This is a genomic window from Paenibacillus sp. N3.4 (assembly GCF_008017805.1).
Taxonomy (GTDB): domain Bacteria; phylum Bacillota; class Bacilli; order Paenibacillales; family NBRC-103111; genus Paenibacillus_E.
This window is the reverse complement of sequence record NZ_VRTT01000012.1, coordinates 57,939-74,858: the sequence shown is the minus strand read 5'-3', so window position 1 is coordinate 74,858 and position 16,920 is coordinate 57,939. Positions and strand designations below refer to the sequence as shown.

At 46.6% G+C, this 16,920-nt stretch carries 13 protein-coding genes and 2 pseudogenes; 1 reads left to right on the top strand and 14 read right to left on the bottom strand.

The window, feature by feature from the left end:
- Nucleotides 1-39: 39 nt before the first annotated feature.
- The 9 genes and pseudogenes from kdpC to FU659_RS35265 form a co-directional block, all read right to left on the bottom strand.
- Nucleotides 40-560 (bottom strand): annotated as a pseudogene (kdpC, locus tag FU659_RS08685) (potassium-transporting ATPase subunit KdpC).
- A 65-nt stretch (nt 561-625) separates the two neighbouring features.
- On the bottom strand, nt 626-2,668 hold the full coding sequence (gene kdpB, locus FU659_RS08680; protein ID WP_147947203.1) for a potassium-transporting ATPase subunit KdpB: 2,043 nt from the start codon (nt 2,666-2,668) through the stop codon (nt 626-628).
- Nucleotides 2,669-2,697: 29 nt separating this feature from the next.
- A complete protein-coding gene (kdpA, locus tag FU659_RS08675) occupies nt 2,698-4,368 on the bottom strand; it encodes a potassium-transporting ATPase subunit KdpA (protein ID WP_147947244.1) in 1,671 nt (556 codons plus the stop codon).
- A 45-nt stretch (nt 4,369-4,413) separates the two neighbouring features.
- Nucleotides 4,414-4,491: a potassium-transporting ATPase subunit F gene (locus FU659_RS38750; protein WP_397355357.1), complete on the bottom strand. Its 78-nt coding sequence runs from the start codon at nt 4,489-4,491 to the stop codon at nt 4,414-4,416.
- A gap of 350 nt (nt 4,492-4,841) precedes the next feature.
- A complete protein-coding gene (locus tag FU659_RS08665) occupies nt 4,842-5,609 on the bottom strand; it encodes a hypothetical protein (protein WP_147947201.1) in 768 nt (255 codons plus the stop codon).
- 145 nt (nt 5,610-5,754) lie between these two features.
- Complete coding sequence (locus tag FU659_RS08660) at nt 5,755-6,573, bottom strand: LysR family transcriptional regulator (RefSeq protein WP_147947200.1); 819 nt, start codon at nt 6,571-6,573, stop codon at nt 5,755-5,757.
- A 263-nt stretch (nt 6,574-6,836) separates the two neighbouring features.
- Nucleotides 6,837-7,007: a hypothetical protein gene (locus FU659_RS35270; RefSeq protein ID WP_187274007.1), complete on the bottom strand. Its 171-nt coding sequence runs from the start codon at nt 7,005-7,007 to the stop codon at nt 6,837-6,839.
- Nucleotides 7,008-7,699: 692 nt separating this feature from the next.
- Complete coding sequence (locus FU659_RS08655) at nt 7,700-7,933, bottom strand: hypothetical protein (RefSeq protein WP_147947199.1); 234 nt, start codon at nt 7,931-7,933, stop codon at nt 7,700-7,702.
- A 23-nt stretch (nt 7,934-7,956) separates the two neighbouring features.
- Nucleotides 7,957-8,229, bottom strand: a complete 273-nt coding sequence (locus FU659_RS35265; protein ID WP_222708511.1) for a hypothetical protein — start codon at nt 8,227-8,229, stop codon at nt 7,957-7,959.
- Between FU659_RS35265 and FU659_RS08650 the strand changes: the two are divergent.
- A pseudogene (locus FU659_RS08650) lies at nt 8,201-8,419 on the top strand (DDE-type integrase/transposase/recombinase); the annotation flags it as partial. The gene FU659_RS35265 and the pseudogene FU659_RS08650 overlap by 29 nt on opposite strands.
- 328 nt (nt 8,420-8,747) lie before the next feature.
- Here the strand turns inward: FU659_RS08650 and FU659_RS08645 are convergent.
- The 5 genes from FU659_RS08645 to FU659_RS08625 all read right to left on the bottom strand — a co-directional run bounded on the left by FU659_RS08645 (nt 8,748) and on the right by FU659_RS08625 (nt 16,865).
- Nucleotides 8,748-13,532, bottom strand: a complete 4,785-nt coding sequence (locus FU659_RS08645) for a PA14 domain-containing protein (RefSeq protein WP_147947197.1) — start codon at nt 13,530-13,532, stop codon at nt 8,748-8,750.
- 80 nt (nt 13,533-13,612) lie between these two features.
- On the bottom strand, nt 13,613-14,461 hold the full coding sequence (locus FU659_RS08640) for a hypothetical protein (RefSeq protein WP_147947196.1): 849 nt from the start codon (nt 14,459-14,461) through the stop codon (nt 13,613-13,615).
- Nucleotides 14,458-15,114: a glycoside hydrolase family protein gene (locus tag FU659_RS08635; protein WP_147947195.1), complete on the bottom strand. Its 657-nt coding sequence runs from the start codon at nt 15,112-15,114 to the stop codon at nt 14,458-14,460. Before FU659_RS08635 ends, FU659_RS08640 begins: the two co-directional genes overlap by 4 nt.
- Nucleotides 15,115-15,144: 30 nt before the next feature.
- Complete coding sequence (locus FU659_RS08630) at nt 15,145-15,789, bottom strand: carbohydrate ABC transporter permease (RefSeq protein WP_222708510.1); 645 nt, start codon at nt 15,787-15,789, stop codon at nt 15,145-15,147.
- A gap of 203 nt (nt 15,790-15,992) precedes the next feature.
- Nucleotides 15,993-16,865, bottom strand: coding sequence for a carbohydrate ABC transporter permease (locus FU659_RS08625; protein ID WP_222708509.1), 873 nt, complete (start codon nt 16,863-16,865; stop codon nt 15,993-15,995).
- Nucleotides 16,866-16,920 lie beyond the last annotated feature (55 nt).

Sequence of the window (16,920 nt, the reverse complement as noted above, 5' to 3'; positions counted from 1 at the left end):
CCACCCTCGTTAACAACGAGAGTGGGCATCAGCTTGCCTCTACAATTTCACTTGCTTAAGCAATTCTCTATTTAATTCGATCACATTCACTCTTGGCTCACCGAAAATACTTAGCTGTCTGTTTTGTGTATGAGCGTCAATAAGGGCATTCAGATCTTTCTCTGTGATTCCTGTCTCCTTGCTGATTCTAGGCACCTGCGCCTTAACCCCGGCCGGTGATAAATCCGGATCGAAGCCTGAACCCGATCCCGTTACCAAATCAGCAGGAATATCGGTTAATGTCGGGTTTTCCTGCTTCAACGCGTCAATCTGAGCCGCCATGTCTTGGGCATATTCGGGAGAAGCCACCGCTTTATTAGACCCCGAGGATGCCGTCGGATCATAGTTCGCTGCGGATGCTCTTGGGTGAAACAGCTTCGGTGACTCAAATTTTGGGCTAACAATTCGGATCCGATCACGACCCCGCCTGATTGTATGAGACTGCCGTTAGCTTGCTTAGGAAATAGCATTTGAGCAACACCTGTCGTTGCTAACGGATAGATGAGCCCGCAAATGAGCATCAGCAATAAAGATACGCGAACAGCAACCAAAATCGATTTCATTCTATATCGCCTCGTTTCTCGCATTACACGATATTTAATCCATGGAGTACCATGTCGATGAGTTTAATGCCGATGAAAGGTACTACGACACCACCTACTCCGTATACAACGATATTGCGAAGCAGCAGCCGATCTGCCGACATCGCCCGGTACTTCACACCTTTCATAGCGATCGGTATTAATAACGGAATAATAATCGCGTTGAAAATCAATGCGGATAAAATCGCTGATTGTGGCGAAGCCAGGTTCATAATATTCAACGCCTGGAGCTGCGGCATAGCTGCTATAAACATCGCCGGAATAATGGCGAAATATTTGGCAATGTCATTGGCGATGGAGAAAGTGGTTAACGCTCCCCGCGTAATCAGCAGCTGCTTGCCAATGGAAATCACTGAAAGCAGCTTCGTCGGATCGGAATCGAGATCGATCATATTCGCGGCTTCTTTGGCCGCCATCGTGCCCGAATTCATCGCGAGCCCGACATCCGCCTGAGCAAGGGCAGGTGCGTCATTCGTGCCATCGCCTGTCATGGCCACAAGCTTACCTTCTTGCTGCTCTTTTTTAATCGCGGCAATTTTATCTTCAGGCTTCGCTTCTGCGATGAACTCATCGACACCCGCTTCAAGGGCGATCGTAGCAGCAGTCAGTGGATTATCGCCGGTGCACATGACCGTCTTAATTCCCATGGCCCGCAGTTCAGCAAATCGTTCTTTCAGTCCCGGTTTTACCGTATCTTTGAGATAAATCACCCCGTAGATGCGTTCATTCGATGCTACCGCTAGTGGGGTTCCTCCGGCTTTGGCGATGCGATTCGTTATTGCTTCCAGCTCGTTTGGAATTTTACCGCCTAGAGCGGTCACATACTTCTTAATGGCGTCTACCGCGCCTTTACGCAGCATCGTGCCATCGGGCAAGTTGAGCCCGGACATCCGCGTTTCCGCCGTAAACTCAACGATTTCCGCATCTTCATAAGCCTTTGCCTCCCAAGTCTGACCCAGCTTATGGGCCAGCTCAACAATGGAACGCCCCTCAGGTGTTTCATCTTTCACTGATGCTTGCAAGGCTGTGAAGGTAACCTCATTCGCCGTAACGCCGGCAACTGGCATGAACTCAGCAGCCATCCGGTTCCCGAATGTGATCGTCCCTGTTTTATCCAGTATCATCGTATCAATATCACCTGCGGCTTCGACCGCTTTCCCCGACATAGCGAGCACATTGAACTGGGTCACCCGGTCCATGCCGGCAATGCCGATGGCTGATAAAAGACCACCAATTGTGGTAGGAATCAAACAAACTAATAGGGCTATCAATGTGGAAATTTCTAATTTCACATTCAAATACTCCGCCATGGGCACCATCGTCATCAAGACGATCAGGAAGATGAGTGTCAACACAGCCAACAGCGTCGTTAAGGCAATCTCGTTAGGCGTTTTCTGTCTTTTTGCGCCTTCGACGAGCGATATCATTCTATCTAGGAAGGACTCGCCGGGATCAGCGGTCACTCTGATTACAATATAGTCGGAAGCCACTCGGGTTCCTCCCGTAACCGATGAGAAGTCACCTCCTGCTTCCTTAATGACAGGTGCGGATTCCCCTGTAATCGCCGACTCATCAATGGAGGCCAGCCCTTCGATGATTTCGCCGTCTGCAGGAATGATCTCGCCTATTTCGATACGAACGATGTCTCCTTTACGCAGTTCCGTGGAGGATACTTCTTTAAAGGACCCGTCCTTCTGAACCCGTCTGGCCTTCGTATCCGATTTGGTCTTCCGCAGGGAATCAGCCTGCGCCTTGCCTCTTCCTTCCGCCAATGCTTCAGCGAAGTTAGCGAACAGTATAGTAAAAAGCAGAATCAAGCATACCGTCACGTTATACCCTCGCCCTACATTTGTAGAGCCAAACAACTGAGGTGCAATTGCCAGCAAAAATGTGATGATCGTGCCTATTTCAACGACGAACATGACCGGATTTTTCATCATGATTCGCGGATTTAATTTTTTGAAAGCATCGACGAGTGCATGATTAATAATTTCTTTCGTCATAATATGTTTACGTTCTACCGCCATGCCTAATCATCCCTCTTTCTCGACTTTCCTTAATGCGCCGCCAAATGTTCAGCAATCGGTCCCAGTGCAAGCGCAGGGAAGAACGTAAGCGCACCGATGACGATAATGATCATCATTAAAATACCGGCAAACAAAGGCGTATTCGTTCGCAATGTGCCTGTAGTTACAGGAACTATGCGCTTCGTAGCCAGTGAACCTGCAATAGCCAACATCACAATAATAGAACTATAACGCCCAACCAGCATGACGAGACCGATACCCAGGTTATAAAAGTTCGTATTCGCACTCAAACCGGCAAATGCCGAACCGTTGTTAGCCGCCCCTGAAGTAAAGGCATATAATACTTCCGAAAGCCCATGCATCCCTTGGTTAGCAATCGAAGTGATGGATTCAGGGCGTGTCAGCGCCAACGCTGTAGGTGCAAGAATGATCAGCGGATGAATCAGAATCGCGATTGCGGCGAGCTTTACCTCTTTGCCTTCAATCTTTTTACCCAGAAATTCCGGTGTACGGCCCACCATCAGGCCACATATGAATACCGCTAAGATCAGGTACAGCAGCCCGTTTAATAAACCGACTCCTTTGCCTCCGAACACATTGTTCATCATCATTTCGGCAAATGGAGCAATACTGCCAAGTGGTGTTAGCGATTCATGCATCGAATTCACGCTGCCTGTAGTTGCAGCCGTCGTTACTGCTGTGAAAAGGGCTGTTTCCGACAGTCCGAATCGGACCTCTTTGCCCTCCATATTCCCATGAACGCCCATCGCATCCACCGCAGGAACACCACGATACTCAGCGTAGAACACAGTGGCAACCATGACCAGGAAGATGATCCCCATGGTCGCAAATAGCGTCCAGCCCTGCTTCTTATTTTTTATCATGAGACCAAACGCATAGACCAATGAGGTCGGCAGCAGCATCATGCAAACGATATGAATAAGGTTTGACAGCGGCGTTGGATTCTCGAAGGGATGCGCAGCATTCGTACCGAACCATCCTCCACCGTTCGTTCCTATATGTTTAATCGATTCAAAGGAAGCTACCAAGCCACGAGTAATTGTCTGTTTGGCTCCTTCCAGGGTCGAAGCGTCCACTGCTCCCTGCAGTGTTTGCGGAACTCCTTGAAATACGAGAAACAAAGCAACGATGAAACTCAGAGGGAGAAATACCCGCGTGATCCCTCTTGTTAGATCAACGTAGAAATTACCTAGATTATCCTGACGACCGACGAGGCCCCGGATGAAAGCCACTGCCACCGCGAACCCCGTTGCAGCCGAAGTAAACATCGGAAACGTAATGGCTACCATTTGAGAGAAATACGATAATGTATTTTCCCCGCTATAAGCTTGCCAGTTCGTATTCGTCATGAATGAAATGGCTGTATTGAAAGCTAGTGCAGAAGGCACATTGCCGAGCCCATCCGGATTGAGTGGTAAATAGCTCTGAATTCGAAATACCGTGTAGACGAAAATCAACATAACAAAGTTGACTAAAAGAACGGCTCCTACATACTTCTTCCACCCCATCTCCTCCTTCTCGTGAACACCCATGATCCGGTAGGAAACGCGTTCGATTGGAGCAAAAACACGATCAAGCCCATTCTTTTCATAACTAAAAACATGTACCAAATAACTCCCCACCGGCTTCACTAACAGCATGATCAGGCCCAGTGTGATGACGACTTGTAACAATCCCATCCCCATATTGGTTCTCTCCTTGCTTACATGAGTTCAAAAAGGCAATTAAAATTTCTCTGGCTTCACTAGCACAAAACCGAGGTACACGATCGTGATACAACCAATGATTCCGATAACAAGCATAGGTCTACCTCCATACATTTTTCTTCCAAACATTTACCCTGCTAAGTCACTATTCCTCATGCCTTTCCACAATATTTAAGAAACCCCCAAAACCCGATAAAGGTTACGGCGAACAACAGAACCATCGTAAAATCGTTGTACATGCAAGCACCTCCTTCTAAAACAAACAAACCCTCTCGCTCTTCGAAGACGTCTGACCGCTCTCTTACTTGACCAATTGTAACGCCGAACCCTATAAAAATGGGGTAAAGAATGCTTGGTATGCATATAAAAAAAACATAAAAATGAGTCCGTTAAATAGAAAAAAGTCTAATCAGACAGCCATCAGCTGAACAGATTAGACTTTTCACTTATCCTTTTTGTATTTTCGCAGGATTGTTTATTTTATAAGCCACAGGGTGCTTAGTGAGCTTCTTTGCAACTATTTTACATTCAAACGTGATGGTATCTCCAACTTCTAACTCGAGTTTTTTGAGCGTCGCACTGTGGCTCGACCAAGCTTCACCGATAACCGTTTCAGGATCTAGGATCGAGACCTCTTCATAGATCACCACTTCATCGTCATTATCCGAGAAATTGTTCGGCACTGTTGTAAATTCCTTTACAGTGGCCTTCATTTTGATCTTTTCTTCCGGAAGTTCAAGCTTCGGTGCCTTACCCTTTTTCGCTTTGCTTTTCGGAGTCTCTTCGACAATAGGCTTATCAGTATTATTCTGCTGAGCGCTGACTTCTTCTATAGGCGCTTCTGTAGGCACTTCAATGGACGCAGCTTCCTGTGGCACGATTTCTAGCTCTACCTCTTCCGACTCTACCGCATCAACGGCTTCGTCAATGGCAGCCACAACCTTCTGCCCGTAGTTTGCGGCCTGCATCTCCTTCAAATAAGAGGGATGAATGCAGTGCTTTTTGTTATGCTCAAATTCAATAACCGCTGTCATTTTATCGACAAAACCAATGATTTGACAGGGCAAATTCATACCATTCCCTTTATAGAAAAACGCTTTCGTTTTCGTGGCTTTATCGGACAGCAAACTCCACTCTTTACACTTCTCCAGCTGCGCGGCTTCGTCCTCGAAGGCCGTATAGGACTTGGGCTCGATGATAAAAGCATGTACCATAGCGTCTCCGCCTTTCTTTTCATATAGAAACATTTTATCATTTTTTTGCAGCAAACGTCTTCTAAGTTAAGCTGTCTAATTTCGTTTGAATAATTAGGCAATAAAGTATAACCAATTTGCTTTATGATCTTCCCGTTTAATGCGATTACACCGGTCGTTCAACTAGCTCCTGTTTAAGGAATTGATATAGTTTTGATCTTGCCAGCTTCAAGGGATAGGCCGATGTTTTGCATAGGAGTCCGAAAGTCATGTCGATGAGACTGCCGCTGATCAACCTTACCGTAGTGCCGACTGGGATTGGTTTTAAAACAATCTTTGGCACAAGCGCAATGCCTAATCCACTTTCGACATAATGTTTCAACGCCGTCATACTCCCAATCTCCATCGTATCTAGTGAGATAGTCCCTTTCTCCTGTAAGACCATCTCAAGCTTTCTGCGATATGGACAAATGGCTGACGTTATGAGCAGGCGATGCCCGCGAATATCCTCCGGCGCAATAACGGTACGTTCAGCAAGCGGATGGTTCTCAGGCAGCAAGACCACAAACTCTTCCCTAAATAAGGGTTCAAAATATAGCTCAGTTCCCAGGTCCGGTGCCGAGCATAGAGCAAAATCAATGTCATCTTTAAGAAGTCGTTCGCTGAGAATCGGCGTATTGGCAAACTCCACAGAGACACGAATTCTCGGAAATTGAGACATAAACTGCTGTAGGATCGGAGGCAATCGATAACTCGCGGTTGGCTCTGTCACCCCTATCCGGATATGGCCAACTTCCCCTGCCTGTAGATCTGACAAATTTGTTTGTAATTGCTCCAAGTTCTGTACAATTTGTAAACTTTGTTCGTGGAATAGTCGCCCGGCTTCCGTTAACCGAATTTGTTTCCCGCGTTCGATTAGCTGAATGCCCAAATCGGATTCGAGCTTTTGGATTTGCATGGTGACAGTGGATTGCACATAATTCATCTCTTGGGCTGCGCGGACAAAGTGCCGTACTTTACGACCATTTGTGTCACTTAACCCATAAGTTTGCCGTTTATGTAGGCTTATGCTTCCAAAATTACTATGGCAAACTTATGCTTCCAAATTCAAAAAGCCCATGAAAATCAAGGACTTCTCTAGCCCCTTGCGATTAAGATTGTTTTAACGCTCAAGAAACTGTTCCGGTGATACAAACGGCTGGCCCTCTCTTTTCAAGAACCGATTGAATATGCATGACAGCCCTCATTTTATTTATCCAGCGTATAATGATGAACGAAATCTCGAACCGGAGCCTCGGCCTGCTTTGCAGTATCATCTCGCGGAACCATTGATACTGGTTTAGCTTCGCTTGCCGCTGTCTTAGGAGTAACAGTTATTTTTTGGCCTGTATGCAGACTGCATCCCCCTGCCCATCCCATTTCTATTCTCAAAAACTGGTTCAGTTCTGGAAACTAAGAAATAACCACCATTCCTTATTTCTTCTATCAGATCATCAAGATCAATGAAGATATCAGCCACTAATGCCTGATTTATTAACTTCAGTCTAAACGAAAATCAAGGGTCTCAATATCGATTTGGTGTTCGAGGTTGCTTAAGATTTTTCCAACTTGACCCTTTTTGCTTGAGTATGGTCTGAGTTGTTTAAAACTGCAACATGAAATGCATTAAACCCGGCCTGAGTTTCGGGCCGGGTTAGAAATAAAGTTGTTTAAAATGGAACCCGTCGTTCAGCTTCGTATCCGTCGGCGTGTAAAGCTTAATCCCATTGTTTCTTCTGTATTCCGTTTAATACCCTTTCAACAGGAGCCTATCCATTAAAATTGGGTTGGGTCCACCCTGGTGCTGGTTGAAGACCTTCAATTTCTAAAGTGATCTATTCTTACTTTATCCCAGGCAGGTATGGCATCTCCATTACCCAAAGATAAAGCTACGTGTTCCCAACCTTTAGGTTCACCTTCGACCACACCAGAACAGGCATAGAAAACAAAAGCTCCTATTGGCAGAGAACCAATATTTTTATGGACTTCGTAAATTTCAGCCGAGTAAGTCGACTTTTTCTAAGGCATAATTAGCTTTTGTTGGAGCCTTCCCGAAGAGGCGCGACCGCTACTCATTCTTCCCGAACGCTTATTTTTTGCTGTTTTTTCTGCGACAGCCTGAAGCTGGTCGAGCGCATCTTTGGGCGATAGTTGCCCAAGCAGCACCGCTTGCCCCATTTTCTTGGACGCATCGTCGCTTCTTTATTGGTATGATCGGTTTTAAACGATATCAGGAAGTCCTGCACACCGAGGGTAACCGGCGGTTTGCCGTCTTTGACCGGAATCGGAGCCACGCCCCATTTCAACCCGGAAACTCCTTCGGAACGACCTAAGAGAAGAAGTTTCCGGTAATCATCATCCCCAGCTTGCCGTTGCCTAAAATACGCTGCTTCTCGTCGCGGGTGGTGATAGCCGGCTCAGGATCCGTTAGTCCGCTGGCAACCATATCTTTCATAAAAGTCAGTGCTGCGATATTTTCCGACGAATTGAGCGACCATTTCCCGTCCTTTTGCCAACCGCCGCCGGCATTACAACAATTAATGAATGAAAAAACCTTATCGAAAGAAACCTTAATCAGACAGACAAAGTACCTCAACAACATTGTGGAGCAAGACCACCGATTCATAAAGAAAATTACAAATCCAATGATGGGATTTATATCTTTCCGTACAGCTGAGCAAACCATAATAGGAATTGAAGCTTTTCATATGCTAAGGAAACAACAGGTTGACATATCACCTGTTGTTTCCGATGTTGAATGGATCCATAAGTTATTCGGTTTGGTGGCATAGTTTTCTGATAATCCAGGGTCTGGACTTTCGTTTTTAAATTTTGCACCACACAACCTTATGAATGTTCATCGACATTTTCATATCTACATTTAAAAAGCAGCTTCTTTCTTTATCTTCGCTCGAACAGTCAAAACTCCATTTAATATAAAGGTTAGCAATGATATTGCAAAACATACTGTTGTATGCTGAGTTGGCAACGACAATGACAAGCTCGTTTCCTCCATCCTGTACATAGTCGGTGATCGTACCTGACTAGCATTGACACCGCCTTCTTCCGTCAGCAGCGGCAGGTTATCCAATAAGCTATATAATATTCTTTTCCGTATAGTTAATAGACAACAATATCATCATAGTTTGCTTCTGCTGATGCTCTTAAACCTATTTTTCCGGCGATCAACGAAGTGTCAGTTGCACTGATCAACGCTGTACCATCGACAGCACCGGTAATCACAGATCCGGAGAAACTAAGCTGCACGTTGTACCATTGGCCCGAAGCAACAGTCAAAGTTGCCGATTGCAATAGTGTAACAGTTCCTGCCACTTTTTTGTACAACTTGAGCCGATTTCCGACACCGTCGAGTTGCAAGAAGTAAAAGTTATTGCCGTCGGTATAGCGTCCGAGCACATCTGCAGTTGCTGTTGGAGCGCCGGTCATCTTTATACTAGCTCGTACAGTGTAGTCAGTCCAAGAGGTGCTGCCCGCCACGGATGAACCGCCTGTGAGCGAACGGTACACATTAGATCCGTCAACGGTTACGTTCCAAGTTCCGTTAGTTGTCTCCCAACCGTTCGAATCGCCATCTTCGAAGTTGTCGCTGAACAACGGCGGCGCAGTCGTTATTGTAAACGTTTTGGTACCCTCGCTTTGCACGATGGCTGCATGAAAGGTAACTTTATTTCCCGAAAGCGTGTGAGACACCGTGCTATCATTCACTTTCACTGCAATGCCTGAGGTACTGAAAGCAGCCGGCAAGGTAATGGTCATCGTCCCTCCGCTGCTACCAGCGATACGTCCTTTCACGGTCGACGCATCGATCACCTCAGCACTGGCGCCGAAATCGCCATTCGACTTTTCCAGCACAAGGTCGTTATATCCGATCTTTGTTCCTTCGAACAGGGCGACCTGCTGTGCTTTCGCATAACCGACTTTGCCCTGAAATACGACCGAACCGCTATCTACGTTCTGTGTAGTATCGCTCGCAAACAAATACTCGTTCCCGTTTATTATGGCTCCATAGACAGCGTTCGTAACCGAGAGCACACCAGGCGACACAATGTGCAGTTCATCCCCCGGGCCTTCCTTGACTGTGTATATGTTCGGCGTTTGATCCAACTCATGGAACAAGTAAAATGTTCCCTCCACTGTAGCGTTCGGCTGGGAAGCACTGCTCCAGTTCCACTTCAGAGACGCACTTCCGGTGTTGTGGGCATACTCGATACGAATATCGTAGAACTGGCTAGCCGTCAGCGTTACTGGTGAAGTCGTTCCTGCACTTGTATCGACGACAAGCACATTATTGACATATATTTTCGCTTTATCCCCGGCTGCCACGGAAACAGAAAATGTGTACGCTTGCGAATATTTAGGCAATATTTCCCCTGTCCACACGACGGAATACGTGTCGGGATCGAGCGATGGATTCGGAACCGCCGTCCCCCAGCTTCCTGAGCCGGGGAAACGGGTACTGTCGATTTCAGTTGCGCGCAAATCTGTAAAATCGCTATTGTTGTAATATTGCGCTTTCAGCCCCATCTCCCGATTTACCCATTGGAACGTGCCGTCCGAGGTTGTATTTGATAAATCGTCATAAATGCCAATATAGTCATTGCGAATCATCAACACGCCACGTGACAAATAAGGTGCGTTTCCGGCATTAGCCAAGGCTTTGTAATACTGGCCGAATCCGAAGTTATAGAGTACGCCGTCCACCGGATGAGCGCCGAGCGCCTTGCCGTTCACCTGGTAGAGAGGAAGCTTGTTCAAGTCAAAAGCGTCGCCGCTCTCCTCCCCGCCGTTCCAACTAAACCGCTTACCTTTGGCAGCATAGTAGATAGCGCCATTAGCGTTCGGAGACCAGCGGTATCCGTTTCCATTCAGTTGCTGAAGATAAAGGAATGCCTCGTTGTCACCCCCGAAATCGTAACGCATGACGGGTCCGAAGTCGGTATACAACGTCGATTCATACGCCGGTTTCGTACCTTCCGCCCCATTCGTAGCCGACCAAAGAAGTTGGCTGCCAAGCGCGCTGTCGCTTAGCGACACTTCATTAGCCAATGTTTTATAAATACCGTCAAACTCGTTTCGCGGAGCAATGTTATTCGAATGAGCGCCGATCGGAACGGGCATCCGAAAGGACAATCTTTCGTTCGGGACCAAAGCGTTCATCATCCATTGAACGAGAGACTTGAAATTACCGTTGGTAAAAATATCGGTGTTGTCATACTTCAACAAAGAAGCATGCGCTGCCATCATCGCGTCTACCGATGCACTGGCGTACGTCGGCAAATTCTCATACCATCTGCCGCCTTTGGCGTTCAGTACCTTATCATCCTGACGGGTGAAGTAGTTTAATAATTCATTATAATCCTTTATGAATTCTGTCTTCCAAGATTCTGCGTGAGGATGATTCGGAAACGCACCCGCTGCCAGTGCCAATATCTGCTTAATATCCAGGTTAAAATTGGCATGTCCGCCCAACATGCTCGTATGAGGCAAGCTATTATCCTCTGCCGCCGTATAAGCCGTAAATATCAATAACGATCGTGTCCGTTTCCGGTCATTAATATCCCAACTGCCGCGATTAAATGCATAATCGGAAATCAGCGCCCGTTGGTTTCTGCCTAGCCAGCCCGGTCCTCCAAGCTCGCTGCTCACATCCCAGTATTTGTCCGACAGCCAATAATACACATTGAAGCAAGACCCGCAATAAACAGGCGTCCAATACAGGTTCGGGTTGGCCAACACGGTATTGGTTTGTCCTGGCAGCGTCAAGGTTTGTCTCGTATCCTCAGGAAAGTCGAACACCATCTCCTTGTAGCCGTTCAGACTGAAATCAGTCAGTTTTTGCCAAAGCTTTACATCCGGAGCGGTACCGGGCTGCAGATTGGCGGCAGTCGGAATAGCAGTCCAAGCTGAATCGATCGTCACAGCGGGCGGAACCGTGTAATCACTCATCCGTTTCCCCGACATGACCATTTCACTTCTTGGAATGACGGAGAGCGCCCAATGTCGCTCTGTCCCCTCGATTCCAGCCTCCATATACTTGTCGATCGATGTTTGATAGAATCGCAGATTTTGCTTTACAAATGCACTGTAATACTGCCGTGTTTCCGTTTTCCAATCTTTAAGGCGGTAAGCTGCAAACAGAATCGCATCGGAGCCGGAGTCGTTCCAGAACGAAGTCGAGCGCATGATACCAATGGAATTAGGCGTATAGATTCCTAATTCGTAGGGAAGCTTTCCACTCGAGTTGATATTATCGCTGTAATTGCCGCTGTACCCCCCGCTGGATGATCGGATATATCCGCCATTTTGCATGACTATGCGTCCATTCGGATCAATGCCGTTCTTATAACTGAACCGTAAAAACACATTATCGCTCGATAAAAAGCCGCTGTTGCTTTCATCTACGGTTACGTACTTTTCATTATGTCTTACCGTCAGTTCGACATCGTACTGGCGGTTATTATTTACCGTATAAGTCACTTTATATTTGATAAATAAAGGCCCCTGCTCCACGATTCGACCGTAAACCTTACTAACCGTGACGGTCGATGGCGCAGTAAAAGAGCCATTGCCGAGCCAACTGCCCGCTTCCCTGGAAATACCAATGAGAGGTGCCTCAACGGAGGTTAATGAGACATTATTTTTAAGCAAACTACCATACGGCACTTTAAGCCGCTGCTCATTTCCGGCAATCGTTGCCGTACCGTCACCGTTGTCCGTCAACGTCACTTCATCTGCAAAATCCGGCGTATACGCGCTATCCGTATCGATCACATACCGATTGCTATCGCCTATTTGCAAATTTGCCCGAAAATGAATGGTAGCGCCCGTCAAATAACCCGAGCCGTCAAGCTTGACATCGGACAGCTGGTACGCGAGCGGAGTCGAACGGCCGTACTGGCGAAGCCGGATATGATCAGGCGTTGCCTGCTGACCGGTGAAATCGAGCTTATAACCAATCAGTTCTTCAGAAAACGAATAAATGCCCAGCTCCTCTTTGACATTGAAGTTGTTTTGCCATCCGCTACCTTTCACAATTAATTGCTTTGTGAAATCATCATTATTAAGCCCGTTGGATTCTCCCACGGTTCCTGAGGCATTGGCTATCGCTTGTATGTCAAATTGATAACGTTCAGCCGTCCACGTACTGTTGGCAGTCAGTGTAGCGGTGGCCCCCGCCGCAAGGGCGGTTTGGTAGGGAAGAGTGGTTGCTACCGTAGTCCCGTCGATTTTGAAATCGACGATATGGCCAACACCCGAAGGGATTGTCGTATTGCCGATATTTTTGACGGTGGCGCTGAAGGTCACCTGATCTCCTTCCTGCGGATTTGCGGGCGTCCACGAAAGATCCGCGACGGTTAAATCGGGTGCATTGCTGTCAGTATAAACCTCCAGTTCACCCAGCTGTGCCGCTGTCCGGGCTGTATTGGCCGTGTAAAGCAAACGAATATATCTAGCTCCTGTCGTAGTGAAATTGACTTCAACCGTATTTCCCGTCGATAAACGAAAAGAATATGCCGTCGAAGCTACGATATCGGAGAACGTCACATTGTCCGTACTACCTTGAACGGCAATTGTCATTGTACGGTCCGTCCAGTTCGAAGTTGTCGGCAGCTTCATCACCACTTTATTCACTGCATACGTATAACCCAAATCGACTGTGAGCGATTGAGGCAATGTGTATGCGCTTTCGAAATACGTGTCCTGATTTCCGTCATTCGCAATTTTGGCTGAATGACCTGTTGTAATTTCACTTGTCGCTACAATAGGCCGATTATAGGCAAGATTCGTATTGGCGGCATTGGAAACCTTCGGCAGCACGAGTAAGGCTGCCGCACACAGGAACAAAGCCGCTGCGGCAAAGCCCGCCATCTTCTTTAGTTTCATAGACAATCCTCCTTTTTCATCTCGCGTTTATTAAAGCTCCGCGCAGCGTATGCACCTGCGCGGAGCGCTGCAGCAAACAGCTAAATGACTAGTTCCCTTGCCTGAATTTCTTTAAAGATGCCATGACCCCGATCCACAATAAGTCCGAAAAAACCTTTATTTTCTGCGTAGCTTACAAATTGCAGGATGAGCTGCTCATCAATATAAACCTCCATAAACTCCCCCTTTGCGACAATCTTCAACCTGTATTCTTTGCCATGCACCAGCTTGAAGCTGCGTCCATCCAGAATTCGAAACTGGGGGATATCGCCGAATGTCACCTGCTGCTTTTCAAAATCGCAAAGCACAACGCTTCCGGCTCCTTTTTCATTTTGCCGGAACGTTAGCCCAATCGCTATTCCGTTCATGAGCTGAACGTCAGCTTCATAAATGAAACTCGTACCGACGCAGTCGAATGCATAACGTGCCCAGCTTGTCTTTACTTGTCCCTGAAGCTCATTTCCTTCCTGCGTCCAGTTTCCATGTGTTTCATACAAAATGCGTGAATGAACAGCTTTAGGCAGCTTGTTGGATTCGATTAAGGAGGCAGCCACATGATTCCCTTCCAAACCCGAGTCGTAAACGCCTAATTTGCCGTCAATCACCTCCAAGCGCTTCGGCGTCGTGATCGTCCCCATCGTTACTCGGCCTCCGTCATGCCGGGGCTCCCTTTCGGTCTGCGTATAAAATAAATATCGTGTCCCTCCAAACACCACGCTTCTGCAGCTCAGCCCGTTAAAGCCCCGGGAAGCGATTAATATAGCATCTTCCGGTTCGGTATAGGGTCCTGTAATATGATCGGCTACCGCGTAAATCGTCCCCATCGTCAGCTCCGGCTGTCCGGGAAATAAATTCCGGTTGCCACACACATTGTTGATTAAACATGTCATGTACCATTTCCGTCCAAATAAAATACATCGGGAACCTCGATTATGGTGTATTTACCGGGTATAAACACTGGCGGAAGATGCTCCCAGCTAATCAGATCTGTGGAATATACGCAGGCAATTACAGCCCCTCCCGGCATTTCATCGGATTGAATGCGTGCTGCATAAAATCCATAAAATCCGACTCCAATCGGAGAAGGGACGATAACCAAGTCCCTGCAATCGACAATCCCTCCCTGAGCCGGATTCGCAATGGAATGATACCAGCGTTCGTCCGGGACGATGACAGGATTGCTTTCAAATTTGGTCCAATGGAATAAATCCGTACTTGTTGCAAGCCCGATGCGCTGAGTCAAGCCATTATCTACGGATGATCGCATCGTATAATAAAGATAAAACTTGCCTTCGAATTCAAATGTACTTCCCGTAAACAAGTTCATATCGTCCAATGATCCCGGCTCTCCGGGTTCCAAGACGTTAGGCAGCTCCTCCCAGTCCACGAGATTCGTAGAGATTGCATGTCCAATGCCATCCTCCTCGCGGTCCGTGCGCGTAGAATCGGGTCGTTTTCGCTGCAAATAAAACGCATGCACAGTTTCTTCGTGCGTTAAATACCAGACATCCCAGGTGTACATGCCTTTCGGGTGATAATTCATGGTTTCTCCTCGATTCTATCTCTATTTGATTTAGCCTTTCACAGCGCCGGACATCACGCCTTGAACAAAATAACGGGTTCCGAACATAAACAAAATCAGAATCGGAATGGAGCAAATCACATTTGCAGCCATCAAATAGCCGGTTTTCACTTCATATTGAGTCGTGAAGAATTGCAAGCCGATCGTAACGGTACGCAGCTGGTCATTCGTTATTGTCGTCATGGGCCAAACATAATCATTCCAGACAGAAACGCTCGTCAGAATCGCAATCGTCATCATCATGGGCTTGGTAAGAGGAATAATAATGCTTCCAAAAGTTTGAAACTCCGAAGCGCCATCCATTCTTACGGCTTCGAAAATTTCTTTGGGAAGGTTCTCGATATAGTTTCGCATAATAAAAATGCCTATTATTTGTCCACCGGCGACATATGGAAATATAAGCGCCCCCCAGCTGTCCAGCAGCTGCAATTTTTTAACGAGTATAAACGTAGGGGCAAGCAGCAAAATATCCGGGATCAGCATTAAAATAAACAACGAAGCATACAGCAGCTCCTTGCCGTAAAAATATAACCGTACAAACCCGTATCCGGTAAGCGTCGATAAAAAAACAACGCCGATTACTGAAATCGCCGTAATGGCAACCGAATTGATAAATACTTGGATACTACCTCCCATGCATGATAATAATTGTTCCATGCGAATTTCTCGGGGATGATGGCCCACCAATTCGAGTAGATTTCTACATCCGGCTTATAGGAAGAAATCAATAAAAAAAACAACGGAAATACGCTAATTAGCGATAAAACGAAAAGCGATAAATGAATAAACAGTCTTGACGAATAACTTTCCAGTTTTGCCATGAACCCATCCCCTAGTCTCTAAATATCCGTTCTTCGGGTTGCCCGAATCATAACCCAGGATAACAGGGCCGTCACAATTAACATCACAACGCCGATTGCCGAAGCATAACCGAATCGGGAGAACAAGAAGGCATTGTGATAAATCCAGACACCTGGCGTCAAGGTCGAATAAGCCGGCCCGCCGTTAGTCAGAAAAATCAAGAAAGCATATCCCTTCAAAGAATCAATGGTCGTCAGTACCAGCAAAATTCTTAATTGAGATCGTATAAGCGGAAATTCCACTCTGAAAAACCGGTTCCAAGTGTTCGTCCCATCCATTTTCGCTGATTCCAGGACGGATTGATCAATTCCCTGGAATCCTGCCAAATAGATTAGAAAGGCAATCCCGCCCGCCCAGGGGAAGCCGATAAAGAGGAAGGAGCCCAACGCAATATCCGGATCCCCTAACCAAACTTGTATAAATTGTTCCAAACCGAGCAAGGTCGCGATCGAATTGATTATGCCGTTCGTGTCATACATGCTTCTCCATGTGAAAGCGATAACGATCCATGGAATAATCATGGGAAGCAACAAGAGCAATTTATAACCGTTTACTAATCTGCCAATATTCAAAGTAAAAATAAAGCGCGCAACGATCAAAGGAATCGTGATCACTTTCACGATAGATACCAGTATGATGATCAACTGGTTCCATAAAGCTTTTTTCAGTTCCGGGTCAAAAATCATTCGTTTGTAGTTGTCAAACCCGATAAAATGTGCCTGCGCCCCGTTCCAGTCATAAAACGATTTATGGATCGCTTGAAGGAAGGGGTAGTATATGAATAACGCCACCAAGATAAATGTAGGCAAAATGACGAAGTACCCGTTTCTGCTTTTTATTATCTTCTTCATAAAACTGCCCTGAACATTGTCCGTTGGAACCATCTGCTTCCCCCTCTTTAAGACC